General features: G+C 34.5%; 25 protein-coding genes. 10 read left to right on the top strand and 15 right to left on the bottom strand.

Annotation, left to right across the window (positions count from 1 at the left end):
* Positions 1 to 24: 24 nt before the first annotated feature.
* From IR010_RS01470 to IR010_RS01450, 5 genes are all read right to left on the bottom strand, one after another.
* Positions 25 to 1,608: an FAD-dependent oxidoreductase gene (locus IR010_RS01470; protein ID WP_194566314.1), complete on the bottom strand. Its 1,584-nt coding sequence runs from the start codon at positions 1,606 to 1,608 to the stop codon at positions 25 to 27.
* A 153-nt stretch (positions 1,609 to 1,761) separates the two neighbouring features.
* A complete protein-coding gene (locus tag IR010_RS01465) occupies positions 1,762 to 2,250 on the bottom strand; it encodes a hypothetical protein (protein ID WP_194566312.1) in 489 nt (162 codons plus the stop codon).
* Between the two features lie 105 nt (positions 2,251 to 2,355).
* On the bottom strand, positions 2,356 to 2,646 hold the full coding sequence (locus tag IR010_RS01460; protein ID WP_157494962.1) for a hypothetical protein: 291 nt from the start codon (positions 2,644 to 2,646) through the stop codon (positions 2,356 to 2,358).
* Positions 2,647 to 2,795: 149 nt separating this feature from the next.
* Positions 2,796 to 2,948: a hypothetical protein gene (locus IR010_RS01455; protein WP_194566310.1), complete on the bottom strand. Its 153-nt coding sequence runs from the start codon at positions 2,946 to 2,948 to the stop codon at positions 2,796 to 2,798.
* Between the two features lie 11 nt (positions 2,949 to 2,959).
* Positions 2,960 to 3,700 (bottom strand): transporter, encoded by a 741-nt coding sequence (locus IR010_RS01450; protein WP_194600948.1) that lies wholly within the window; start codon positions 3,698 to 3,700, stop codon positions 2,960 to 2,962.
* Positions 3,701 to 4,037: 337 nt separating this feature from the next.
* Between IR010_RS01450 and IR010_RS01445 the strand changes: the two genes are divergently transcribed.
* Together IR010_RS01445 and IR010_RS01440 are read left to right on the top strand one after the other, a co-directional pair.
* Positions 4,038 to 5,399, top strand: a complete 1,362-nt coding sequence (locus IR010_RS01445; RefSeq protein ID WP_317174411.1) for an MFS transporter — start codon at positions 4,038 to 4,040, stop codon at positions 5,397 to 5,399.
* Positions 5,400 to 5,559: 160 nt separating this feature from the next.
* Positions 5,560 to 6,540 (top strand): YheT family hydrolase, encoded by a 981-nt coding sequence (locus IR010_RS01440; RefSeq protein WP_194600943.1) that lies wholly within the window; start codon positions 5,560 to 5,562, stop codon positions 6,538 to 6,540.
* A gap of 298 nt (positions 6,541 to 6,838) precedes the next feature.
* On the opposite strand, the gene IR010_RS01435 is transcribed toward IR010_RS01440, so the two are convergent.
* A complete protein-coding gene (locus IR010_RS01435) occupies positions 6,839 to 7,318 on the bottom strand; it encodes an acyl-CoA thioesterase (protein WP_194600940.1) in 480 nt (159 codons plus the stop codon).
* A gap of 54 nt (positions 7,319 to 7,372) precedes the next feature.
* Positions 7,373 to 7,954, bottom strand: a complete 582-nt coding sequence (locus IR010_RS01430) for a TetR/AcrR family transcriptional regulator (RefSeq protein ID WP_194600936.1) — start codon at positions 7,952 to 7,954, stop codon at positions 7,373 to 7,375.
* A gap of 273 nt (positions 7,955 to 8,227) precedes the next feature.
* Here IR010_RS01430 and IR010_RS01425 point away from each other — a divergent pair, with 273 nt between their 5' ends.
* Positions 8,228 to 9,736 (top strand): DEAD/DEAH box helicase, encoded by a 1,509-nt coding sequence (locus IR010_RS01425; protein WP_194600933.1) that lies wholly within the window; start codon positions 8,228 to 8,230, stop codon positions 9,734 to 9,736.
* A 75-nt stretch (positions 9,737 to 9,811) separates the two neighbouring features.
* On the opposite strand, the gene IR010_RS01420 is transcribed toward IR010_RS01425, so the two are convergent.
* Positions 9,812 to 10,039, bottom strand: a complete 228-nt coding sequence (locus IR010_RS01420; protein WP_194600930.1) for a hypothetical protein — start codon at positions 10,037 to 10,039, stop codon at positions 9,812 to 9,814.
* A 321-nt stretch (positions 10,040 to 10,360) separates the two neighbouring features.
* Here IR010_RS01420 and IR010_RS01415 point away from each other — a divergent pair, with 321 nt between their 5' ends.
* From IR010_RS01415 to IR010_RS01385, 7 genes are all read left to right on the top strand, one after another.
* Positions 10,361 to 11,383, top strand: a complete 1,023-nt coding sequence (locus tag IR010_RS01415) for an LLM class flavin-dependent oxidoreductase (RefSeq protein ID WP_194600927.1) — start codon at positions 10,361 to 10,363, stop codon at positions 11,381 to 11,383.
* A 213-nt stretch (positions 11,384 to 11,596) separates the two neighbouring features.
* A complete protein-coding gene (katG, locus tag IR010_RS01410) occupies positions 11,597 to 13,870 on the top strand; it encodes a catalase/peroxidase HPI (RefSeq protein WP_194600924.1) in 2,274 nt (757 codons plus the stop codon).
* Between the two features lie 264 nt (positions 13,871 to 14,134).
* On the top strand, positions 14,135 to 16,123 hold the full coding sequence (locus IR010_RS01405; protein WP_194566296.1) for an ATP-binding protein: 1,989 nt from the start codon (positions 14,135 to 14,137) through the stop codon (positions 16,121 to 16,123).
* Between the two features lie 79 nt (positions 16,124 to 16,202).
* The gene (locus tag IR010_RS01400) at positions 16,203 to 16,571 is read left to right on the top strand and encodes a response regulator transcription factor (protein WP_194600922.1); all 369 of its coding nucleotides are present in this window, start codon (positions 16,203 to 16,205) and stop codon (positions 16,569 to 16,571) included.
* Complete coding sequence (locus IR010_RS01395; protein WP_194600919.1) at positions 16,568 to 17,782, top strand: YaiO family outer membrane beta-barrel protein; 1,215 nt, start codon at positions 16,568 to 16,570, stop codon at positions 17,780 to 17,782. The genes IR010_RS01400 and IR010_RS01395 overlap by 4 nt, the downstream gene beginning before the upstream one ends.
* Positions 17,730 to 18,605, top strand: coding sequence for a hypothetical protein (locus tag IR010_RS01390; RefSeq protein WP_228515049.1), 876 nt, complete (start codon positions 17,730 to 17,732; stop codon positions 18,603 to 18,605). Before IR010_RS01395 ends, IR010_RS01390 begins: the two co-directional genes overlap by 53 nt.
* Positions 18,606 to 18,609: 4 nt before the next feature.
* Complete coding sequence (locus IR010_RS01385; RefSeq protein WP_194566288.1) at positions 18,610 to 20,037, top strand: glycosyltransferase family 2 protein; 1,428 nt, start codon at positions 18,610 to 18,612, stop codon at positions 20,035 to 20,037.
* Between the two features lie 86 nt (positions 20,038 to 20,123).
* Here IR010_RS01385 and IR010_RS01380 read toward each other — a convergent pair whose 3' ends face one another.
* From IR010_RS01380 to IR010_RS01350, 7 genes are read right to left on the bottom strand one after another with little or no spacing between them, the layout of a single operon-like run.
* Complete coding sequence (locus IR010_RS01380; RefSeq protein WP_194566286.1) at positions 20,124 to 20,630, bottom strand: 4'-phosphopantetheinyl transferase superfamily protein; 507 nt, start codon at positions 20,628 to 20,630, stop codon at positions 20,124 to 20,126.
* A complete protein-coding gene (locus IR010_RS01375) occupies positions 20,627 to 20,881 on the bottom strand; it encodes an acyl carrier protein (protein WP_194566284.1) in 255 nt (84 codons plus the stop codon). Before IR010_RS01375 ends, IR010_RS01380 begins: the two co-directional genes overlap by 4 nt.
* 7 nt (positions 20,882 to 20,888) lie before the next feature.
* Positions 20,889 to 22,163, bottom strand: a complete 1,275-nt coding sequence (locus IR010_RS01370) for a beta-ketoacyl-[acyl-carrier-protein] synthase family protein (protein ID WP_194600912.1) — start codon at positions 22,161 to 22,163, stop codon at positions 20,889 to 20,891.
* Positions 22,160 to 22,597, bottom strand: coding sequence for a 3-hydroxyacyl-ACP dehydratase FabZ family protein (locus IR010_RS01365; protein ID WP_194602422.1), 438 nt, complete (start codon positions 22,595 to 22,597; stop codon positions 22,160 to 22,162). The genes IR010_RS01370 and IR010_RS01365 overlap by 4 nt, the downstream gene beginning before the upstream one ends.
* An 18-nt stretch (positions 22,598 to 22,615) precedes the next feature.
* On the bottom strand, positions 22,616 to 23,668 hold the full coding sequence (locus tag IR010_RS01360; RefSeq protein WP_194600909.1) for a type III polyketide synthase: 1,053 nt from the start codon (positions 23,666 to 23,668) through the stop codon (positions 22,616 to 22,618).
* Positions 23,665 to 24,378: a methyltransferase domain-containing protein gene (locus tag IR010_RS01355; RefSeq protein ID WP_194600907.1), complete on the bottom strand. Its 714-nt coding sequence runs from the start codon at positions 24,376 to 24,378 to the stop codon at positions 23,665 to 23,667. The genes IR010_RS01360 and IR010_RS01355 overlap by 4 nt, the downstream gene beginning before the upstream one ends.
* Positions 24,379 to 25,506, bottom strand: coding sequence for an NAD(P)/FAD-dependent oxidoreductase (locus IR010_RS01350; RefSeq protein WP_194600904.1), 1,128 nt, complete (start codon positions 25,504 to 25,506; stop codon positions 24,379 to 24,381).
* Positions 25,507 to 25,850 lie beyond the last annotated feature (344 nt).

Genomic DNA, 25,850 nt, shown 5'->3' with positions numbered 1-25,850 from the left:
AAGGCTTTTAAATTCATAGAGATTTTATTTGATATGAATTTTTGGCAAATCGTCTTGAGATGGTCCGTTTATAACTGTGCCTTCTGTATCAAATCGTGAACCGTGACATGGGCAGTCAAATGACTTTTCATCACTGTTCCACTGAACGATGCAGCCTAAATGCGGGCATACTGCTGAAAATGCTTTCAAAGTATTGTTATAATCACGATAAACAGCAATTTTCTTTAATCCCGAAGAAATTATACCACCTTCTCCTGCCGGCAAGTCTGCTGTATTTTTTAAGTCAGATCCTTTTATCCAGTCGAGATATTGCGATGCCATGTTTCCGGCTTCCTTAATAAAATCTCCAGTCGTTTTTAAAGTAATTCTCGAAGGACTGTATAAATCTTCCCATTTATTTTTACTGCCATTTATGCTGTCGCTGATGATCATGGCTCCAATAGTAGCATGTGTCATACCGTTTCCTGAATCTCCTGTAATAATATAAATGTTGTCATCTCCGGGATTTTTGCCCATAAAACCAAGAGAATCTACAGGTTCCATTACTTGTCCTGACCATCTGTAGGTAAGATCATCTTCTAACATTGGGAAATAATTACGCGTCCATGCTTCGAGCCTGTCATAGCGTTCCATTTGAGAAATATTTTCCTCATCTTCCTGACCGGTTTTATGATCTTCTCCTCCAGAAATCAATATATCATAATGTTCATCGTATTCTTCGAGGCGCACATAATGATACGGCTGCGAAACCCATTTTGATTCCTGATTGCCTGTATCCCACCATAATGAGTAGGGCAGTTGTCCTTTTGGAATTTTGCCTCCAATTACATACGTTCTATAAGCATGTTGTTTGGTATGCATTGTTAGAGTATCATTAATCGGACTGTTAGTAGCAACCACAATTTGGTCTGCAGAAAAAGTAAAACCATTTACTTCTGCTCCTTTTTTGGTAATTTCTCTTGCATTAGCTTCTGTGTAAATAATGCCACCAAGAGCAATTACAGCTTCTGCAAGCCCTTTTAAATAATGAAGAATATGAAACTGAGCCTGATCATTAAATACCAAACATCTTTGATTTTCGCCATTGGCAACAGCTGGAGTTCCCTGTAATATTGAAGTAGCAATTCCTGCTTTTTGTGTAGCCTGAAATTCTTTATCTAGATTTTCTTCTTTATCTGTTGGATCAAGGAATAAGTAGCCGTTAACCCTTTTAAAAGAGCAGTCTATATTTAGTGTAGTAATGATTTGTTCAATCTCGTCTATTGCGGCCTTGTGGCTTTCAGCAGCAAGTTTTGTGGCATCTGCCCCAAAGGTCTCTTCAAGAAAGTAATACCGGTCATCAAGTGCACAAGTTAGATGTGCTGTAGTACGGCCGGTTTCACCGCTTCCAATAAAACCATCTTCTACGAGAACTACTTTTTTTCCCGCCTGCAATAATTTATAAGCAGTTGTTAAGCCTGCAATACCGCCACCTATGATAAGTACTTCGGTGTTGACGTCCTGATCTGGTTTATTATATGAAATTATAGAAGTAGTGTCAATCCAAAACGATACTGTATCGCCGGAAGTAATACTGGAACTTTTAATTTTATCTCTAGATGAATCCATATTAGTTTGATAATTAATTTAATAATCATCAAAGCTATAAAATGTAAAGTGCTGTTTATTATAGTTTTAACATCAGAATTTATAGGATTGCCAGTTGCTTTGTCTCCAATTGAATGAAAAGTACACGAAGTGATCGTTCATTTAATTTCGAGCTTATCCTTTTTTATTCTCAAGCTGTACTTTGAATTTACCATAAAACGGATTATCAGCCATTTGAGAATGTCCAATTACTAAAATATAATTTCCTTTTTGTTTAAGGGGTATTGTCAGATCCATTCCAAAGGGTCCGTCTGACGTTTGGTCTGGAAAAATAATTTGATTGAAACGGATGTTTCCTTTTCCGGTAGTTGGAATAATCAGTCCCTTTAATTCTCCCAAATCTTCATCTTTAAATTTGATGTATACTCTCGGATGAATAGAATCTAAAGAGCCTTCAGCTACTAACAAACCTTCTTCATTCTTAAAATTCATGACTATAGTATCGCCTATTTGTTTGTTTTCCTTTTTACTTTCATATTTAATTTCTTGCTTATTTTTATTTGTAACAATTGAATCTGAGATTTCAACAGAAGGATTCTTACTTTCTTTTTGCTGGCATGAAAAAAAGAAAATGGATAGTAAAAGCATTGAAAGGTTTTTCATAATAGTATTTTTAGGAAGCATTTGAGTTTTGAGATGGTTTGTTGGCGCATGTTAAAAATCCTCAATTATTAAGGATTGAGGATTTTATTTAGAAAAATTAAAATTTCAATTTTTCATCAAAAAAGTTCCAGGCTCTTCCTCATTTTTATCATATTCTCCTGCAGAGTCATCTGAATCTTCTTCTTCCCAGTCATTTTCGTCATATTCAGAATCAAAATCATCTTCAAGATTATCTTCTAACTCTCCAAGTTCTAAGTTGTAGTGGTTGCTGGCTTTTAGTGCAGCGGCAAAACTGCCTTCAAGATAATCATCATAATTTAGCAGCAGCTGTTCTTCATAAGATGTCATATCATTTGCAGTTTCTTCAGACGAATAAAAGTAATTTTCGAATTCCATATAAATGAGTTTTAAATTAATAACATAGTAATTGCCTAATCTTCAATTAGACTATTTTAAAGGTACATTTTAAGAGACAAGTGATTTTATATAATTTTCGCGAAGCATTGTCAAATTTTCATTTTTAATGTTCGATTAGTAAATTTATATTAATAATGCTCAGAAATATTTCCAGGCAATACTGATTTTTTTATTTCACTGCTAAATTTTTCGTTCGTGCGTGACGACGCCGGTTTAATTGCCGGTTTTTTGTCGGAAGTTCGCGAACTCGCTCCAGTATTTTTATGATTTAGATTTGTCATATTTTCTTTATTTATAATACATAAGAAAGTCCTATCTCCACATATTTCTCTTTTGGAGAATGCATAATTCCAGATCCGCACATGATATCCAATTGCATATTTTTCTTAAGAACATATAAGAGAGCAATATCAGCACTGTTTTGAGCATGATGATGTGATTCAGTGAAACCATAAGCTTCTGCTACTAATTTGATTTTTTTAGTAAGCGCATGATCGGCAGATAGTGTATAAATATATTCTGGGTGAGCAGTTTCTGCTAACCATTTTATTCCCATATTATAACCTACATGTGAGGATTTTGAAAGCTCATGTTGTGCCAGCATCCGAATTTCTGGACTGTATTTCGGTTCTTGAAAAGCATTATCAGCCATCCACGGAATACTAACGCGCGACAGTAAGGCAAGATCTGGCATAAGACCTTTATGATCAATAAGATGATATTTCGCACCGATTACTACAGGATCAATTCCTTCGTGCTTATCCTGTTGTTCTTCATTTATTTTAAAAGCAGTTTCAATTCTTATTTCAGCATTTTTAAAAAGTCCGTAACGAAACACTGCCTGTGGAATTTCAAAAGTTTTTTCATCATCTTGCTTTTCATAAGAAAAACCGCTTTCTATTTGTAAATGATGAACTTTTATGGCTGTTGGACTCTCTGTTTCATTAGGCCTGTCTGTTTGTATTTGTTGTGCTTTAGCCGTAAAGGCAAAACAAAACAAAATGAAGGTCAGTAATTTTGTAATTTTTTTCATTCTCACTAATTTTAAATCCTTGTTGTCTATTCTATTATAAGTCGGAAACAGCTTTATTATTTTAATAACTGTTTACTCCTGAATTTTTAGCAGAATAAAATTACAAGTGAAATACTGCTAATAAATTATATGTTAGGGTGATTACGTTATATAATTCAATTGCATTTTAAAAGAAAATTCTATAAAATTTTCGGATTTAAATAAAAGACCAAAACTATCAGTATTCCTATATTTGAATTATTAAAACTTTGATAACGGCAACATAGCCGGGTTAAATTAAAATTCGGCTACTAATTACAATATGACAAATAAAACAGAGCAAAAAGAGAAGAATGCTGTGCATCTTCTGCCATGGGTTACTGCTGTGGCAATGTTTATTCAGTCCCTTGATGGTACTATTTTAAATACATCATTGCCTTCGATAGCACGCGATATGGCATATTCTCCCACACAGATGCATTCTGTTATTGTTACCTATACGCTAACGCTGGCTATGTTTATCCCTTTATCAGGATGGCTGGCTGATAAATTTGGAACCAGAACCATGTTTATGATTGCTGTAGGGTTATTTGTAACCGGTTCGTTGCTTTGTGCACTTTCTGTTGATCTAACAACTTTTAATCTTGCACGAGTTGTACAGGCTATCGGCGCATCAATGATGGTTCCTGTAGCAAGACTTGCTATTTTATATCAGTATCCCAAAAAGGAACTTTTAAAAACCATGAATTTTATAACCGTATTTGGTCTTCTGGGTATGGTGATAGGGCCAAGTCTTGGCGGATTTCTTTCTGATAATTTTTCTTGGCATTGGATTTTTTTAGTAAATGTTCCAATTGGACTAATTGGAATTTCAATGGCTTACCGAATCATGCCAAACTTTAAGCATGCTGTTGGCAGATTTGATTTCAGGGGACTTGTTTATTTTAGTCTTGCCTTGATCGTAATTACTATGGTTTTAGAACTTGTAGGGAGAGGACGAATGCACATTATGCTTATTATGGGATTGTTGTTTCTTGCTGGACTGCTCTCAGTGTTTTATTTTATTCATTATAAAAGAACAGAAAAACCAATTATTGATTTGCGTCTTCTAAATATAAGAACACTAAAAATAGGATTAACCGGCAGTTTGATTACCAGACTTGGCATTGGCGGACTGCCGTTGCTGTTGCCTCTTATGCTTCAAACGAGTTTTGGTTACTCAGCATCGGTATCAGGTCTTTTGCTTTTGCCGTCTGCTTTGTCTAATGTTGCAATTAAACCCTTTATGGTTCGTATTATTAAATTTATGGGTTATAGAAATGTATTGATAAGCAATACTATAATGCTGGGTATCATATTGATAATTCTTGGATTTGTACAAAAAGATACACCGCTTGGTTACTATATTATATTGATGGTTTTCTACGGCATTTTTACCTCTATACAAATGTCTGCAATGAATACCATAACGCTGGCCGATCTTGATCAGGACACTGCCAGCGGTGGCAATACCATGCTGGTTATTATGCAGCAGTTGTCTGTAAGTTTTGGGGTATCGGTGGCAAGTTTGGTACTTTCTTTGTTTCAAACCGGTATTTTTGAAATGAATACCGCGCGTGCTTTTCAGTATACTTTTATAACGCTTGCCGTTTTTACTATTTTATCAAGTATTACATTCTCTAGACTCAACAAAACGGATGGCGAAGAGTATACCGAGTAATTATTAATAATGAATTAACATTTTCTGATCAGTATTGATTAAAAAACATCATATTTGTTCTCTGATCAAGGCTATTTTTAAAGTAAAATAAAAAGACAGTTTTTGATTACATATTGATTGATTTCTTAGATTTGTATAATCCACTAAAGAATTTCGTATTATGCCAGTAATTGAACAATCAGAATATAATTTTCCTTCTTTTATTCATCGCAACAGGCATGTCTCTACTATTTATGCGGCTTTGTTTAAAAGGTTTGATGCTCCAAGATATACAAGAGAGAAACATGAGCTAAATGATGGAGATTTTATCAATATCGATTTTATTTTAAATGATCCTAAAAAAGCAGTTATACTTTGTCATGGTTTAGAAGGAGATTCCCGAAGAACGTACAATAATAGCTGTGCGGTTTATTTTCAGGAAAAAGATTTTTCGGTTTTCGCATGGAACAATCGTACTTGTGGAGGAGAAATGAACCGCCTGCCAAGACTTTATCATCACGGCGCAGTTGATGATCTTGATGAAGTAGTCAAGTTTGTTTTACAAAAAGGATTTGAAGAGGTTTATTTGATTGGATATTCCATGGGTGGTGTTCAGCTGCTGAATTATTTTGGCTGGACAAAAATTGATGAGCGCATAAAAGCCGGCGTTTGTATTTCTGTACCAACTCATATTGCAACAAGTGCAGCGGTACTTAAACAAGGTTTCAACAGAGTGTATTTAAAGAATTTTACAATTGATATTAAAAAGAAGCTGAATCATAAAGCAGCGCAGTTTCCTGATTTTATAAATCGCGATCAAATTGATAAAATCACTTCTTTTGATGAAGTTGATCAATATTTTACCGCACCACTTCATGGCTATGCGAGCAAAGACGATTATTATCAGCGTGTTTCTCCAGAATTTTCCCTTAAAAATATTACGACTCCAGTTTTAATTATTAATTCTTTAGATGATCCTTTTTTGGGCGAAAGATGCTATCCTAAAGCAATAGCTCAAGACAGCGCATATGTGTATCTCGAAACCCCAAAGTATGGAGGACATTGCGCTTTTCCACTCCGTGATTCAACGCATTCTTATGCAGAGAAAAGAGCTTATGAATTTTTTAAATCCTGCAAGCCTGCAGCCATTCTTAATTCTTAATAATGTAAAACTAATTCTGAAAGCGAAATTGATTTACTTTCAAGAACTTTTCTGCCTACATTCCTATGCCTTTTATTTTTTTTTAAAATTGTCACAACCTTTTTATTGAAAAAAATACTCTACACAAGTAAGTAGGATTTAGTATGTTATTTGATTTGCATTGAAAAAGATTTGTGGATAATTATGATTACGCTTTTCTTGAAAGAATAATTTCTGCAGAAATAAAGCATAAAAAATTCCTATTTCTTAAGAAATAGGAATTTAGTTTAGCCCGATTTAAATAGGGCATAGCTTTAAATTAAATATAAGATTTTTGAATAATTTCTATATATCTCTTTTCAAAAATAGTCTCATCTACCGGTATTACAACCGATTGAAATAGTTTCATCAAATCATCAGAATGATCAGCCACTTTTTTTGTTTGAACATTATAGTGAATAAACTTTATCCATAAAATTGCTTTTAATTCGGTTTCATTTTCATTCCACATTTTCATTTCAACCAGCAGCATATTGTTGGTAAATTGTATCAATTGAGATTCAATTACTACAGTTTCCATCGTAAAAGCAGGTTTCATGTAACTAATTTGATTTGACGCGACTACCCAGCTTAATCCTGTTGTTTTTAAATATTTGAATATATCAAGGCCATAATGTTCTTCAATTTGATCCTCGCGAACATTAATAAAGTATTCTAAATACTTTGAGTTGTTTAAGTGGTTGAAAGGATCACAATCCTGAAATCTGATTTTTCTTTTTGTTTTTAAAACTTTTTCCATTTTTCTATAGTATTACATCAAATACCGATCGGTATTTGAAGAGTTAAAATTTTTTTATTTTTTGATGCTTTCGATAATAGAAGTATCTATAAAGTCCATTGCTGTGCTGATATATGTTTGATCATTATGGGTAAAGGCGAGAAGTGAACTTCCTTCAATTAGGGATAAAATTATTTTTGCATACTGAGCCGAATCTGTATTTTCTTTAATTTCATTATTGACAATACCATCGTTAATAATATTAGTTAAACCAGTAGTGAATTTTTGAGATAATTTTTGAGCACTTTTAAACAACATCGGATTGATAAATTTTGTATCAACTCCTGCACGTAACATGGGACATCCGCCTCTGTCTTTAACTAAGTCATAGTAACTACGCTGATAAGTTGTTATAGCATGCAATTTATTTAAGCTTCCTTTCGTAGCAGCAACTAGTTCGAATAATGGAGTTATGGCTGCATTTATGTTGTATTGAAATGACTTTAAAGCCAAATCTTCTTTATTAGAAAAATTGCAGTAAATAGCACCTTTTGTAAGTCCCGTGACATTTGATATATCAGTTAAACTAGTACCTACATATCCTTGTTTGTTAAAAATAGGAGCTACTCTTTCTAGTATAAATTCGGTAGTATTCATTGGTTTTAATATAAATTCAGGAACAAATATACTATAAATACCGATCGGTATTTGATAAAAATAATATTTTTTAATTGCAACTTATAATAGTTTCAAATGAGAAATGATAAGATCTCTTTCAGAATTTTTGCATTTTTTGAAATTGCTTCCTATTTGCACGTCAGAATAATATAATAAAGCCGTGCAATTTTGTAAACATGCTTATGCCTTAAATATTAATTTTAGTACTAGTAAGGAGAGCAACACTTTCGCATAAACATAATAAAAGATAAAATGGAAACTACTACAAAGCCTCTTAAGGCATTTTACACTTATCAGGAGAAAGATATTAAAAACATACTGGACCAGATGGAAAATGCCTCGAACCTGAAACTCTTATATCAGTTGCCTACAGGAGGAGGGAAGACAGTTGTGTTTTCAGAAATCGCAAGACAATTTATGGTGCGCTTCGGCAAAAAGGTAATAATCCTTACCCATCGTATAGAATTATGCACACAGACTTCCAGAACGCTAAAAAATATCGGTGTCAAAAACCGTGTTATAAATAGTACCAGCGGCAATATAAAAGAAGATTGCGACTGTTATGTTGCTATGGTGGAGACGCTCCGAAACAGAATTAAATCAAAAAAAATAAAAACTGCAGACATAGGTCTTGTCATTGTCGACGAAGCACATCATAATTCGTTCAGAAAATTGATGAGCAGCTTTAAAAAAGCTTTTATCATTGGCGTTACAGCTACACCTTTCAGCTCTGATATAACCAAACCGATGAATCGACATTACAAATCTTTAATTACTGGAGAAAATATTGCAGGCCTTATCGAGAAAGGTTTTCTGGCCAAACCAACATCTTATGTTTATGAAGTAGAACTGAACTCGTTGAAAACGGGTCTGCATGGAGATTACACGGTCAGTTCTTCTAATGATCTTTATAGTTCGCAAGTCATGCAGGATTTGCTCTTAAATGCCTATAGAGAGCATGCGGCGGGAACAAAGACTCTTATATTTAATAATGGAATTACTGCTTCGCAAAAAGTATATGAAACTTTTACTGCAGCCGGTATTTCGATTAAGCATTTGGACAATAAGACTTCAGATCAGGATAGAAAAGAAATCTTAAAGTGGTTCAAAAAGACAAAAGATGCTGTTCTCACATCTGTCTCCATTTTGACTACTGGATTTGATGAGCCGACGGTTGAGAATATTATTCTTAATCGCCCCACAACATCGATAACGCTTTACCATCAGATGGTAGGAAGAGGAGCACGCAGGCTTCCGTCCAAAAAAAGCTTTCGAATTATAGATCTTGGCAACAATATCCAGCGTTTTGGAAATTGGGAAGAACCTGTTGACTGGCAGCATGTGTTTGAACATCCTGATGTATTTGCCAAACAGCTTCACTATCAGGCAGGCGGAACATCAGCTGTACAATCTCATGGATTTTCAGCAGAACTCCGTGCGAAGTTTCCCAACACTCTTGAAATGACTTTTGATATTGAAGAGCACTATCAAGAAGCCCATCACACAGATAAAAAACCTAAAACAGTTATTCAACAGTCTATAAGACAGCAAGCAAAGATGTGTCTGGATAATGCGGCAACACTGTCAGAAGCTTTATCACTAGCTGAAGCTTTGAAACCAGAAATTGAGTGGAGAGTGAAGCAGTACGTGAAATGTCTGGAAAACGCCAGCACCAATTACAAACAATGGCTGATTGAGGATTATCAGCAGCGCCTTAAAGTACTTATTACAAAATTGTTCCCAAAAATGAATGCTGCATAATTATTGTCGTTTAATACTAAACAAAACAGCAGGCTTAAATAAAGCCTGCTGTTTTGTTTAGTAAAGTATTTTTTCTTAGCTGTTTGTAGCTGCGCTTCCGCTGCTTCCAGAGCCTCCAGAGTTGTCATTGCCGCCTTGTTCGTTACGATCAGGATCTGTGCCTGCCTCATCTTCTCGCTCTTCATTCCAGTCTCCTGTATTGGCATCCTCTCCAGATTTACCATTTTTTGCAGCTGTGTTCATCTGGCTGTGGTATGGGCATTTTTGAAGTTCTTCGCTCGTATAATTTTGTAAATTTCCCATTATGCTAATTTTTAATTGTTTATAGAAATAAAATTAACTTTATAACATGAATTTATTTTATAAGAAAAAGAAATTCCTTTATCAAATTTACACTCGAGGACTTTCAAATATCATGTTAATAGTGCAAAGATTTAATCAGGCTGAAGCAATGAAAAACTTTATTTTTTCTAGGGGATAATAACATATGATTTGGTAAACTCACAAATGCATTTAACATTAAGATGAAGAATGTTAATTAAGTTTTTTATATCTTTAATAAATTCTTGTTTGCATTTGTTATGTATTAATAATTGCAATTTAATATATCTATTAAAACTATCTATGAAGAAAATAGGATTTTTATCGTTTGGCCATTGGGCTGATCATCCTTCCTATGTCGCTCGTACAGCAAGCGATACTCTTTTGCAGTCCATCGATTTGGCTGTGGCTGCAGAGGAAATTGGGTTAGATGGTGCTTATTTTAGAGTCCATCATTTTGCACGACAGCTGGCATCACCCTTTCCGCTACTTTCGGCTATTGGTGCTAAAACGAGCAAAATAGAGATTGGTACAGGTGTAATCGATATGCGATATGAAAATCCACTATATATGGTGGAAGATGCCAGCGCCGCAGATTTAATTTCAGGCGGACGTTTGCAATTAGGAATCAGCAGAGGATCACCAGAACAGGTCATTGACGGCTGGCGTTCTTTCGGTTATAAACCTAATGAAGGTGAAACAGATGCAGATATGGGACGCCAAAAAGCTTTAGAATTTTTAGAGAGGCTTAAGGGTGAAGGTTTTGCAGAGCCAAATCCGTACCCTATGTTCCCAAATCCGCCGGGTTTATTAAGACTTGAGCCTCATTCCGAAGGATTGCGAGAGCGAATCTGGTGGGGAGCAGCGTCTAATGCGACCGCTATTTGGGCTGCCGAAAACGGCATGTACCTGCAAAGTTCTACCTTGAAGTATGATGAAAATGGTAAACCTTTTCATATTCAGCAAGTAGAACAGATTCGATTGTATAAAGAAGCTTGGAGAAAAGCAGGACATGAGCGCGAACCACGTGTTTCAGTAAGCCGTTCCATTTTTGCATTGGTCAACGATCAGGACAGATATTATTTTGGAAATCAAGGTAAAGGCTCTGATAGTTTTGGTAATATAGAAACTGATAAACGGGCAATTTTTGGGAAGAGTTATACAGCTGAACCAGATAAACTCATTGAAGAGTTGGCTCAGGATGAAGCTATTCAGGAAGCAGATACAGTACTGCTGACAATACCCAACACATTAGGTGTTGACTACAATGTACACATACTGTCGTCTATATTAGAACATATTGCACCAGCACTGGGTTGGCGATAATTTTTTAAAATAAATAAAATGAAGCCTCCTTTTAGTAAGGAGGCTTTTTTCCTTCAATTTAAATTCTATAGAATCAAGGTTATCGTTCTATTCTAAAGCTTAATCAAGTGAATTGATAGATTTTATCTATCAATTAAAAATTATTTATTATCAATACTAATCACTTTCTCTTTAATTACTTTGTAAATTAGTATCAAAATTAAATTTGGAATTATGGATAATCAATCAAATGACATCAGCAAGTGCCCTTTTCATAACGGCAGTATGAACAACGAAGCTGCAACAGGCACAAAAAATCGTGACTGGTGGCCAAAACAGCTAAAGGTAAATATCTTACGACAGAATTCAGCACTATCAAATCCCTTAAAAGAGAATTTTAATTATGCAGAAGCTTTTAAAAGTCTTGATCTTGAAGCAGTAAAAAAAGATCTGCACGAACTAATGACTGATTCGCAAGAGTGGTGGCCTGCAGATTTTGGTCATTATGGAGGTCTGTTTATTCGAATGGCTTGGCATAGTGCGGGAACATATAGAGTGTATGACGGTCGTGGTGGTGCAGGTGCAGGGCAGCAACGTTTTGCTCCTTTAAACAGCTGGCCTGATAATGTGAGTCTTGATAAAGCCAGAAGATTACTGTGGCCAATAAAACAAAAATACGGTCAAAAAATTTCTTGGGCTGATTTGATGATATTGACAGGTAATGTAGCTCTCGAATCTATGGGTTTCAAAACATTTGGTTTTGCAGGAGGAAGAGCTGATGTTTGGGAACCGGATGAGTCAGTTTATTGGGGTTCAGAAACGGAATGGCTTGGTGGAGATGTACGTTATGATGATGGATCTGAAGGTGTTCCTAAAAATCATGGAGTAGTATCATCAGATGATGATGCTGATGGAAATATTCATAGCAGAAATTTAGAAAAACCTCTAGCAGCTGTGCAAATGGGACTTATATATGTGAATCCTGAAGGTCCTGATGGAAATCCTGATCCTATTGCAGCAGCTAAAGATATAAGAGATACGTTTAGCCGCATGGCAATGAACGATGAAGAAACAGTAGCATTAATTGCTGGTGGTCACACATTTGGAAAAACTCACGGTGCAGCTTCTTCTGATCACGTAGATAAAGAACCTGAAGCAGCTGGTTTAGAACTGCAGGGATTTGGCTGGAAAAATAGTTTTGGTTCAGGAAAGGGAACTGATGCTATTACAAGCGGACTTGAAGTTACATGGACAAAAACTCCAACGCAATGGAGCAATAATTTTTTCGAAAACTTATTTGGATTTGAATGGGAACTTTCTAAAAGTCCAGCTGGTGCACATCAATGGGTCGCTAAAAATGCCGAAGCAATTATTCCAGATGCTTTTGATAGTTCAAAAAAACACCTGCCAACAATGCTTACCACGGATTTGTCATTAAGATTAGATCCTGTTTACGAAAAAATATCGCGTCGTTTCCTTGAAAATCCTGATGAATTTGCGGATGCTTTTGCACGTGCATGGTTTAAACTAACACATCGTGATATGGGACCTCGTGAACGTTATCTAGGACCAGATGTTCCGCAGGAAGAGTTGTTATGGCAAGATCCAATTCCAGAAGTAAATCATGAATTAATAGATGAAAACGATACGAACCAATTAAAAGAAAAAATACAAGATTCTGGATTAAAAATATCACAATTAGTTGCAACAGCATGGGCATCTGCTTCTACTTTTAGAGGATCGGATAAGCGTGGTGGCGCTAATGGTGCACGTTTAAGGTTGGCGCCACAAAAAGATTGGGAGGTAAATAATCCTGCAGATCTTAAACAAGTTTTAGACAAACTTGAGACCATTCAATCAGAGTTTAATGCATCACAGTCACAAAACAAAAAAGTTTCATTGGCAGATTTAATTGTTTTAGGAGGAGTTGTTGGGGTAGAAAATGCAATTAAGGAAACAGGATTTTCAGTAAAAGTACCATTTTCTCCAGGCCGTATGGATGCATCAGCTGAGCAGACTGATGTTGAGTCATTTGGTTATTTAGAACCTAAAGCAGATGGCTTCCGTAATTACAGAAAAACAAAATCAACAGTTTCTACAGAAGAACTTCTTATTGATAAAGCAAATTTACTAACTCTTACTGCACCAGAATTAACTGTTCTTTTAGGTGGATTGCGCGTATTAGATATTAATGCTGATCATACAAAAAATGGTGTATTTACGCATCGACCAGGCCAGTTGACCAATGATTTCTTTATAAATCTTCTTGACATGAATACGCAGTGGCAGGCTGTCTCTAATGATAAAGAATTATATACAGGAAACGATCGTAACACTGGACAGCCTAAATGGATAGGAACGCGTGCCGATCTTGTTTTTGGTTCTAATTCAGAACTAAGAGCGATCGCAGAAGTTTATGCAAGTGCTGATGCAAAAGAGAAATTTATAAATGATTTCGTTGCTGTATGGAATAAAGTAATGAATTTGGATAGATTTGATTTAGTTTAATAATTTCTATATAGTTAATAAAACATTTCAAATAATTGAAAACAACCTCCAGAAAAAATAGTTTTGGAGGTTGTTCTTTTTAATAGGTATTTTGGAGATCAATTTTTAAAATATCTTCAAAATAATGGTTTGATATTTTTTCCTATACTATTTTAATTTTGATCCCATAGCTCGAAAAACAAACAAAATGCAATTATAAAAAAATGCTAATATATTTAATTTAGTTAATGCATTTTCTTACATTTATAGATATACTTTGAAAAAATGAGCAGTCTAGACAATCCAATACCAGCCAACGAAACAAAACGACTCGCAGCGCTAAAGCGCTACAATATATTAGATACGCTTCCTGAGGATGCTTTTGATGACGCAACAAGGCTAGTTTCGTACATATGTAGTGTACCTATCGCTCATATATCATTTATAGATGAAAGCAGACAGTGGTTTAAATCTGAAATTGGAGTGGGTGTATCTGAAGTGCCGAGAGAAATTTCTTTTTGCCGTTATACTATAATGGAATCGGAAATGCTTGAAATTGAAGATACTCACGTACATGAAACGTTAAAAGATGATCCCAATGTTAAAGGTGGTTTTAAAGTAAGATTCTATGCTGGTGTACCTCTTACAACACCTGATGGTTATAACATAGGAACTATATGTGCCGCAGATCATGTAAGTAAAAAACTAGATAAAAATCAGAGAAATGCACTTTCGATTGTTGCAAAGCACGTTATAAATCAATTGGAATTAAGAACAAAAAATATAGAACTTAATACTCAGAAAAAAATTGCTGATCGTGCAGTTTTGGCAAAAGATAGTTTTTTAGCCAATATGAGTCACGAGATCAGGACGCCGTTAAATGCTATAATTGGGTTTACAGATCTTCTTGCACAGACAAAACTTGATAGAATTCAGCGTGATTATATGGACAGTGTGCAAGTAGCGGGAGAAAATTTACTCTTGATCGTGAATGATATTCTAGATCTCTCAAAAATAGAATCTGGTAATTTGACTATTGAAGATCAGCCATTCAATTTAAAAAAAACACTTAAACATATTTATGATCTTTTAAAAGTTAAGGCTCTTGAAAATGTAGAATTTAATCTTTTTCTGGATGCCGATATGCCTGAAATTGTTATTGGTGATCAAGGAAGATTAAATCAAATATTGGTTAACCTAACCGGCAATGCGCTTAAATTTACTGAAGAAGGTGAAGTGACAATTTCAGTCAAAAAAGTTGGCGAGACAGAAGATCAATATTCACTAAGATTTTCAGTTAAGGATACAGGTATAGGAATACCATCAAATAAGCTTAAAACTATTTTTGAGCGATTTACACAAGCCGAAGAAAGTACTACACGAAGATTTGGCGGTACAGGACTTGGCCTTAGCATTGTAAAACAGCTTGTAGAATTGCACGGTGCCGAAATTCATGTAAAAAGCCAAAAAGAAAGGGGTTCAGAATTTTTCTTTGTATTTAATTACAGAAAAGTAAATTATGCTGAAACCCTAGCAGAGAAAACACCGGTAGAAAATCTAGGTAAACTTAAAATACTTCTTTGTGAAGACAACATATTAAATCAGAAGCTTATTAAAAGTGTTATGGACAGCTTCGGATTTGAATTAGACGTTGCTGAAAATGGTGAAATAGGGATAAACTATTTATCAAAAAATGCATACGACTTAATATTAATGGATCTTCAGATGCCTGTAATGGACGGTTATCAAACTGCTGAGTATATTAGAAACGAAATGAAACTAAGTATTCCTATTATTGCCATGACAGCACACTCTCTTGTAGGAGAACAAGAACATTGTTTTTCTGTAGGGATGGACGGTTATGTTCCAAAACCTTTTAAACAGCCGGCACTTTTAAAAGCTATAAAAACCGCAATAACTAAAAATAATAAACAGCTACACGAACGAAGTATAGATTTATCATATTTAGACGAAATTTCGTGTGGTAATCTAAACTTTAAGAAAGAGATGATTGATCTTTTTATAGCAAAAATTCCAAGTGAAGTAACAAAGCTAGAAGAAGCATTTAATGATAATGACTTAGAGAAGTTAGAGAAATTAGCGCATAACATGAAATCAAGTTTAGATATGTTTCTATTAGAAGATCTTTCTAATTTTTTATCTATTATTGAAGATGAAGCAAAAAGAGGAATACTTACTTCTAGAACTCAAAGTGAAATCAAAACACTCGATTATCAAATTGCTGAAATAGTTAAAATTTTGAATGAACTATGATAAAAGATAAATATGCGCTAGCTTTACTTATGTACTTAATTTTATAAAATTGAGTTATTTTCAATTAAATATCTAACCTATGAGAATAATTTTGTCAGAAGATAATGATATCCTGCGTAAATCATTATCTTTTTTTTTAGAGTCTAAAGGATTTACCGTTGATCAGTTTTCGGATGGTAAAGAGGCATTAGATGCTATTGAAAAAAACAATTATGATCTAATCTTGACAGATATCAATATGCCCGGAATAAGCGGGATGGAAATTACACAATATGTAAGACAAGCAATGGGTTCTGATATTCCGATAATTATTTTTACCTCTTCAGGAATAGAACAGACTGAATTGGATTCATTTGATATTGGAGCAAATGAATTCATAGCTAAACCAGTCAGTCCCGCTGTTCTTTTAATAAGAATTAACAAACTGCTAAATATACGCCCTTCATGAAGTTTATATACTACTTACTTTTACTGTTATTTATTTCCCAGACTTGTTTGGGACAGGAAATTAATTTAGATACTAGAATGTCCGAGGCCAGACATGAAGCTGAGATAGGCAACTACGACAAAGCGTTATCACTTATTCAGCCTCTGCTTGTTGGATTTCCTGAAAATGAAGAGATGAAAATTTTTGCAGGCCGGGTATACAGCTGGAAAAAAGAATACAAGAAGTCAATAGATATACTGACCCCTTTAACAGATAGAACAAATCCAAACCCTGATGCTTTATTGGCAATTATTAACACCTATTTTTGGTCAGAGCAGTTTGATAAATGTATTTTATATTGTGACCAGTATTTAGTAATTGAACCCAATTCAACAGACGTTATAATAACGAAGGCAAAATGTCTTGAAAAGTTGGGTCGCGATAAAGAAGCATTGGCAATTGTAGACAAAGTATCTGTTACTGATAATAGCACTCAGGCTATTACAGGTCTTCGAACACTTATTGGTCGAAAGGCAAAAAATGCAATGGCCTTTTCGTATTTAAATGTTTCTACTTCAAATCCCGGACAATCGCCGCTTCATTATGGCTATGTTGAGTATTCTCATAAATTTACCAAATCGGCACTTGTAGGAAGAGCAAATCTAGGTTATGCCAATAATGATACGCAAATGCTTTTTGAAGCAGATTATTATCAGACCTTTTCAAAAAGAAATTACTTGTATGTAAATGGAGGCGTTTCAACCGGTCAAACCATATTTCCTGTCGCAAAAGCTGGTGCAGAGTATTTTTTTGCTCCTCGTAAAAGATTTGATTATTCTCTGGGATTTAAATATATGCATTTCGAAACAGACGATGTAACATTGCTTACAGGACAGCTTGGATATCGTGCAGGTAGTTATACATTAGCTTATAGACCTTTTTATGATACATCAAACGAATTATTTTCTCATGTTTTAAGTGTACAGACTAGTAATGAAGAAAAAGAGAGTTTAATAAGGCTGGAATTTCAATATGGTAATGTGCCATACCTTTATCTCTACAATAATTTTGTTACTCCTTTAAAGGCATACAGAGTAGGAATACAGTATCAGAATCGTTTTGGCGGTTCATTTTTTGTACGTCCTGTTTTTCTTTATGAGTATGAAGAATATTTGCCTGATGAATACAGAAACAGGTTTAGCGCACAGCTTATTATTACTAAACGTTTTTGATATGAAAGAGGTCTGGGAGTTTTATAAAAGTGGTGTATGGGTGCAATCTTTCCTAATTGTGTCGATAGGAGTTTTTATAGCAGTGTGTTTTATACTTTACCTGTTGATTATTACCAGCCGAAGCAGGAATATAAAAAAAGAAAGACGAACCATTGAATATGAGATCATTACTGAAAAAATAATATTCGCTCTTATTTTTCAGGAAACTACAATAGCAGAAACGAAAGAAGATATAGATTTTAAAAGACTCATTAATAATACTTTATTTAGACAGGTAATGACCAAGTCGATTATCAATCTGCACAAAAACTACGAAGGCATTTATGCAAAGAGACTTGAACAATTCTATAAAAAATCAGGACTAATAAAAGATTCTTTCAAAAAACTCAGAAGCTCTAAATGGGAAATAAAATGCAAAGGAATTACTGAGCTTGCAGAAATGAATATTACTAAAGTTTTTGACAGCATTATTACAATTTCTAAAGCACAAAACAAAACTTTAAAAATAACGGCTTTAAACGCGTGTATTAAACTTGCCGGAGTAAAAGGTATTGTTCATCTCACAGAGCATTCTTACCCTATTGATGACTGGACTCAGGTTAATATTATAAATGCTTTTAAAAAACATGACATAGGAGATACTGAAGGTGTTGAGTTTTTACTCGAATCACAAAATACAACAGTAGTTACTCTGGGGCTAAAACTTATTAGAGAACTGAAGCTTACACAAAAAATGCCATTTGTAGCTCATTTGTCTGATACAACGCCAAATGCAGTTTTAAAATATGAAGCCCAACATGTATTGCAAACTTTAAGAGCTTAAGCAAATGACTTTTTTAAATAATGAACTAACAATATTCTCTCATATTTTTATGATCCTCATTCTTGGGTATGCCATCCTGATTATGTCTTCTTACCTACTATTGGCTCATCTCTCTGTTAGAGAACTAAGAGAATATCTTAAAAAAAATAGTTTTGTAGATTATGATGTATTGCTTACAAGTGAATTTGCACCCGGACTTTCTTTAATTGCGCCTGCTTATAATGAAAGTTTTACTATTGAAGAGAATATAAAATCCCTACTTTCACTAAATTATAATAACTACCAGGTAATTGTTGTAAATGACGGCAGTAAAGACGATTCCATGGAAATACTTATTAAAACCTACGACCTGTTGCTTACTGACCTTAACTTTCATCATCAAATTGAAACAAAAAAAATTAAGGGTATTTATACTTCTAGAAATGCTGCATATAAAAAATTAATTGTAGTTGACAAGGAAAATGGAGGTAAGGCAGATGCTCTTAATGTAGGATTAAATATTGCGCACAATCCTTACGTTGTATGTATCGATGTTGATTGTATTCTTGATAAGGACGCACTTCTTAAACTCGCAAAACCTTTTCTTGAATCTCATGGAAAACGCATTATTGCTACTGGCGGTGTTGTAAGGATTGCAAACCAATGCGTTATTAAAAATGGTCGTTTGGTTGAGGTAAACATTCCCGATCTTATGTTGCCAAGAATACAGGTTTTAGAATATTTAAGGGCATTTCTACTCGGCAGGATGGCATGGGGAAGGCTTGATGGTCTATTGCTGATCAGCGGAGCATTTGGAGCATTCGATAAAGAAATAGCATTGCTTTCAGGAGGGTATAATACAAAAACTGTAGGTGAAGACATGGAACTGGTAGTAAGAATGCGTCGGTATATGTTAGAGAATAAAATCCCTTATTCTGTTTCCTACATACCTGACCCATTGTGTTGGACAGAAGCACCTGAAGATTTTAAAATATTTAAAAAACAGCGAAGCCGATGGATGAGAGGAACAATTGAAACATTGATTTTTCACAAAAAAATGTTCTTAAATCCAAAGTATAAAATGTTGGGAATGCTTAGTATACCGTATTGGGCATTATTTGAATTTCTGGCGCCTGCTATAGAATTTACAGGTCTTTTACTAACTTTCCTATTTATTATATTTGGATTGCTTAATTGGCATTTTTTTTTGTTACTTGTACTTTTTGTTTACTTTTTTGCTGTAATGTTTTCGGTAATTGCTTTATACAGTGAAGAACGAACGTACCACAAATACCCAAAACAAACGGATTTCTTTAAATTGCTTTTAGCGGCTTTTATAGAGCCATTTTATTTTCATCCTATTTCAGTTTATGCTGCTTTAATTGGTTATAAAGAAAAAATTAAGGGCACTAATAGCTGGGGTGAGATGACACGCAAAGGTTTTAGCAAATAATATTAATAGATATTATATTGCTTTTTTAAAGGTTAATTTCCAATTGTTGAACAAATCAATCCGGCTTTAAAAAGTATATTTTAAAATTAAAATGCCATAATTGTTACTACTTTTTCAAACCTTCCGTGATGACTTACAGAAACATCCCCAATTGTATTTTGTAACGAAGTATCTAAATATGGAATATTGTCGTTGTCTTTTAAAATAGATTTTTTTTCAATTTCGATTACCTTTTTTAAATCCTCTAAGTTGCTGACCGCTACCGTATGAATTTCATCTTTTGAGAGCGTTGTTTTTGTATAGTATATGTTTTCGTTGCAACTAACTTTCCCAATTATAAAATTTTTGTTGTGCAGTTCAATAAAACAAATCAGTTTTTTAGGAATATATTCTCTAACTTTTGTCTGACGATTATAAATTTTATAAGCAGCTTCTTTCATGCTCCAAAGAATCCAAACCATAAATTCAGGATTAGATGCGTTAGAAATAAGCAATTGTTCTTCACGAGTATATATTTTTTCTATAAAACCTTCTCGCTGCCAATTACTTTCTTCGCGTGACTGCTTAATATCTATCACGTCATTACCAATCATTTTTGTGCCAATTTGGTTTCGATGATTTCTACAGCGGTCTTAACGTCAAGCATTCGTTCCATATCTGTATTGTCAACTACAACATCAAAAGCTTCTTCGATATCAAGTACAATATCTACCAGATTAGCCGAGTTGATACTCAAATCATTAATAAAATCAGTATCTTCAGTAAGGTTGTCATATGCTTCTGTATTTGTAGTATATGGTTTGATGATTAATTTTAATTTAGCGATAAGTTCTTCTTTGTTCATAATAGGATTATTTTTCAAATTTTTTAAAGATTATACAAGCATTTACGTCACCAAAGCCAAAACTGGCTTTAGCAATTATAGCAGGATTACTGTTTATTGTTTTTAAAGATACTTTTGAAGAATCGATAAGCGCCGTAATATCAGGATGAAGATCGTCACAATTTGTGTTTCCAAATATAAAACCTTCATAAAGCTGTAAAACAGTTGCGATGCTTTCAATACTTCCTGCCGCGCTCAAACAGTGACCTGTCATGCTTTTTAAAGAATTAATATATGGAAATTCAGTTCCTTTTCGGCCTAAAGCTTTTGTCCAATTTTCAATTTCAAGACTGTCCTTTGTGGTTGCAGTAAGATGTCCGTTTATGGCATCAACAGCATCTGGCGAAATACCTGAATTATGAATTGCATTTGTAATACAGCGTTGAACAGCAGTGCTGTTAGGAGCAGTCATGCTTCCATTGCCGCGCTGACCTCCCGAGTTTACATCACCTCCTAATATTTCTGCATAAATGGTTACGCCTCGTTCTAAGGCACTTTCTAAATCTTCTATAACTAATGCTCCGGCGCCGCTTCCTGGTACAAAACCAGCAGCTGTTGCACTCATAGGCCGTGAACCTGCTTCGGGATTATCATTATATTTTGAACTGCAGACACGAAGCGCATCAAATCCTGCCCAAATGTAAGGACCGCTATCGCTGGTACTTCCTGCTAAAATTCTTTTTGCCTTTCCGGCCTGTATGCGATCGTAGGCCATTAGTATTGCTTCTGTTCCTGTGGTGCAGGCAGACGAATTTGTAGTAACCTGATTTCCAAGTCCCAATTTTCCGCCAAGATAAGCACTGATACCGCTATTCATAGTTTGTGCTACAACAGTACTGCCTAATCTTCTTACTTGTAATTCGTCAATTTTATAAATGCTTTCTCGGAATTTATCTATTCCAGAAGTACCAGCTCCAAAAATAGCGCCGTTGTCCCAATCGGGTTCGTCATTAATTTCTATTGATAATCCAGCATTGTTCCAGGCTTCCATTCCTGCAATAACACCGTACAAAATACCTGTGCTATTGAATCCGCGCAGTTCAAGTTCTGTAAAATATTGTGCTTTAATTTCTTCAGATATTTGAGGCTGACCTGTTATCTGACAAGAAAACTGCAATTCCTGCAGCTGTGCATCATGCCGAATTCCTGATATTCCGTTTTTTATGGAATGGCTAAACGCTTCAATTCCAACTCCGTTTGGAGCAGCAACGCCTAAACCTGTTATAACAACTCGCTTGCTCATAATTTATTCGTAATCATGCCAGCCAAAATGCCTTTACAAACTTCTTGTCCGGCTTCGTTTTTCATAATGACATCACACTTTAATTTTCCAAACCTGAAAAATAATTTTTGAGAAGTTACCGTTACTTTTTCATTAGGATAAACGGGTTTTAAAAACTGCATATCCGCTGAAGTAAAAGCAATTACAGTATCTCTATTAAAAGCATCACCTAATAAATAAATACCAAGACAGACCATTCCAATTTGTGCCATTGTTTCTGTTAAAATAACGCCTGGAGTTACCGGATTATCTTTAAAATGACCTTTATAAAAATCAAGATCTTCATTAAAAGTATAAGTACCGCTCACACTATTTTCATCAACGTGAAGCAGCTCATCTACAAATAAAAAAGGTTTGCTGTAAGGTAACTGTGCTGTAATATCGGTCAGTTTCATCATTTATCTTCTAAAAAATTACCATTGCAATAAAACTCTTTGTGCTGAAAATCCAGGTCCGAAACTGAGCATCAATCCTTTTTCACCTTCTTTTGGATTTGTATCCATAATTCGCTCTAAAACGTATAGTACTGTTGCACTCGACATATTTCCGTATTGTTTTAAGACTTCTTTTGTATCCTCAATATTCTTTCCTAAACCAGAAAAAAGTGCTTCAACAGTAGTAACAATCTTTTTTCCGCCTGGATGAAATATCATGTGATCTATATCTTTGATTTGTAAATTGTTTTTTTGAAGAAAAGGGTGAATAATGTCTCCAAAATGAGAGGCAATAGTATCTGGAACTTCGATGTCTAAGACCATTTGAAGTCCTGTATTTGTAAGTTTAAAACCCATCATATGCTCGGCTTCGTAAAAATGATACATTTCTTCATTTACTATTTCCGGACCTTTATCCTCTTCGTAAGAAGATAACAAACAACAGGCAGATCCATCTCCAAAAATAGCCGCACTTACAATATTTGGCATCGAAAAATCATCAAGCTGAAATGTCGCCGTTGGAGATTCGACTGCAATTACTGCAGCTCGTTTCCCAGGATTTGCCTTCAGAAAGTTTTTCGCATAAATAATACCCGAAATTCCAGCGGCACAACCCATTTCCGTTACCGGAAGCCGAACAATATCTTGTCTCAGGTTCATTTTATTGATAAGATAAGCATCTAAAGAGGGAATCATAATTCCGGTACAGCTAACAGTGATAATGTAATCCAGTGTCTGCGGATCCCAATTTGCTTTTTCGAGTGCTTTTTTTAGCACCTGTTCACCCAGAATAATAACTTCGTGAGAATAAATATCGTTTTTTTCTTCAAATGATGTGGCAGTAAAAACTTCTGCGGGATCCATTATAGAATACCGTTTGTCTACAGCCGCGCCTTCAAATATCTTTTTGACTTTTTTTATAAAACGATCATCTTGCCCTTCCAGCCATACTTCCAGCATTGGAAGTATATCGGCTGTTTCGCGGGAATATTGTGGTAGCTGCTTGGCAACTGTTACTATTTTTACACTCATTTGTTTGTAATTATCCACTGGTAGCGAAAAGCCCATTTCCAGCTTATGGTATAGTTTTTTAAATTTAGTTTTTTAGAGAATTCTTCGAGTTCTTTTTTCTTAAATCCTCTCAAGATAGATACTAGTCCATCTTCACGCGACATTCTATTCAGATTAAAAATAATACAGATCAATTCAAAAAGCCGATAGGCCAGTTTGCTTCGATGCAGATCATTTATTATGATGCCAGTTTCTGCATTATTCCTAAAGATAGTAATTATATTTAATATTTGCTCATTCGTAAAATGGTGCAGGGTCAGCGTACATAAAATAATATCAAATTTCATAGTTTTAAAATTTTCACTAAAAATATCTACGCATTGATATTCGATATTGGGATATGCTGTTGATAATTTCGTCGCATAATTTATCGTAAAATCATTAGCATCTATACCAATAAGTTTAAAATTGAGATTGTTTTTTTGGCCGAACTCAGACAGCATTCGCAACATATCTCCGTTGCCGCATCCTATGTCTGCTATTGTAATTGTCTTAGCTTTATGAGATTTTTTTAATAATTTTTTTATTCCATGCAGCGTAATTTTATTGCCTCCAAGCAACTGATTGATGCGGGCAATCTGATCGAGTGCATCTCTTAGTTCTTCTCCCTGAAGAGAGAAATCATCCATTATTTCACTTTCCTCTGTTCGATATTGAGTATTTATTGCCATTTAATTGATTGCTATAGGTTTACCATGCGTTAGTTTAATTATTCGAGACAGTATTCCTGGAATAGATGCTGTTGTCGCAACGAATATATTGGTAATGGTTTTATTGGTTAAGATCCGTGCTAGAATCCTTCCCATAAAGATTCTTTTTCCAAAATGTTTTTTCCATTCTTTGGAGTACTTTTTTTCTAATGTTTCTCTAGACATTTTTTCATCTGAATAATATTCTAAAATTAATTCTGATGCTATTTTTGCGCTGTGAATTGCCATCGCCATTCCGTTGCCGCAAAGCGGATGGATAAGACCCGCAGTATCGCCAATCATGATAATATGGTTTTCTACCGCTTGTTTTTTATCAAAAGAGATCTGGCTAATTGTTAGCGGTTTATCAAAAAGAAGCGTGCTGTTTTCAAAAACAGATTTAAGATGTTTGTTTTTGTAAAGTACATTTTGCTGATATTCCTCAATATTTTTATATCGCTTAAAAGTCGCATAATCTGCCAGATAGCAAATGTTTATGATGTTGTTCTCTACGTTAGAAACGCCACAGTAACCGCCTTTAAAGTTGTGAAGCGCCACTAGATCATTATCTAAATTACCAGAATAATGTGCTTTTACCGCTAGCCAAGGAGATTTTTTATTGAAGAAATTTCGCTTTATGACCTGATCGACATTCGAACGTTTTCCATAGGCACCCAAAACTATTTTAGCGGTTAAAATTTGATCTGATGTTGTAACTGTGAATAAATTATCGGCAAAAGAAACATCAATAACATTTTCTTTAATTACGGTGCAGTTGTTAGCCAATGCCTTTTGATATAAAAAATCATCAAGCGCATATCTGCTGATGCCAAATCCTCCCAGCGGTAATTTTGCTTTTGCAGTTTTTCCACTGTTTGTAGTAAATTCAAATTTAGAGATATTGGTAGGATTTAGTGCTACAACATCGGCGCCAAGCCATTTGAGATAGGGTAGAATTTCATTCGAAATATATTCACCACAAACTTTATGTCGAGGGTAAGTGGATTTTTCGATCAATGTTACTTTTAGATTTTTTTGAGACAGATGAATTGCAGCTGTTAATCCAGCAAGCCCGCCACCAATAATCAGTACATCTATCTTTGTTTCCATATTACCAATTTAAGTATTAAATCTTACATATAGATTATAATAAGCAAACTAAATTTATCGGGTATTAAAATAATATTGAAAGATTTATTATTCAGATTAGAAACAGGGTTACTAAAAAAGTCTCAAGGTTTACCTTTTACGATTTTCTTTTTTTGTTCAAAAAAATGTTTTGTAGATTATTTAATTTTTAAAGTTGCTGTACTAATGTCTTTAATTATTCAAAATCAATTATTGTTGAAGTATAGTGTTGTGTTTTCAAGTAAAAAAAATAACAGCTTTAAAAGTTTATGGCTATAAAAATGCTGCAGCTGGATGGTATTACATAATTTTGTACTATGAAGTTA

The sequence above is a fragment of the Flavobacterium sp. MR2016-29 genome (genome assembly GCF_015350695.1).
Lineage (GTDB): Bacteria > Bacteroidota > Bacteroidia > Flavobacteriales > Flavobacteriaceae > Flavobacterium.
Note: the sequence above shows the minus strand (reverse complement) of the source record. Positions and strands in the feature narration are given on the sequence as shown.